This window comes from Enterobacter sp. A8 (assembly GCF_004296595.1).
Lineage (GTDB): Bacteria > Pseudomonadota > Gammaproteobacteria > Enterobacterales > Enterobacteriaceae > Enterobacter > Enterobacter cloacae.
The window spans coordinates 1-628 of record NZ_SCMF01000018.1; the positions used below are offsets into that span (position 1 = coordinate 1).

The following is a 628-nucleotide window of genomic DNA, read 5'->3' on the forward strand; positions in this document are numbered from 1 at the left end:
GTCCATTACTTGTGTTTTCATAATTTCAGGCATAGAGCGTTCGTACTCGACGAATTTTAAGAAGTCTTCAAAGTAACGGGCGTGTGAAGCTTGGTGAATCTTTAGTTCGCCCACTTCGACCATATCCTCTTCGGGCATGTACGGATACTGGATAGATTTCATGTTTTTTGTTGTGATAGCCATTTCAACGTTACGAATCAGTGTAGATTCATCGGAAATAGAAGCGACTTTCGGCTCGAAGTCACATTTCATAACGAAAACGAATGGATCATCAAAGTATTTGCGTAGTTTTGCTTGCGCAATTAAAAATACACCACCACGTACAGCACTTGTGTCAAGATATGTATAAACGAGAGGTTCGCTCATATCTTTGAAGTTTTCCTTCGTTTCTGCAAAGCGAATGCGATTAAATAGGTTGTAATGAGGGTTTGAATCAAGTTCGTGCCCTTCTTCTACAATGAAGCGACCGATTTTTGTTGGAGCTTGTTCTGTTTTCGCATGACGTTCTACTTTTCGCTTTGAAATTTTTAATAATTCTCCATTCAAAAATTCTTTTAAGGAGCTATCTTCATACTCTTCAGCGTCTAATGTTTGAAAATGTTTGTAGCGTTTATCAACAGCTTCACCT

At 38.5% G+C, this 628-nt stretch carries 1 protein-coding gene; it reads right to left on the reverse strand.

What is annotated here, in order from left to right; translation table 11 throughout:
* Positions 1–628: DUF3900 domain-containing protein (locus EQV24_RS23610; RefSeq protein ID WP_130627103.1), on the reverse strand; the 628-nt coding region annotated here is incomplete at both ends.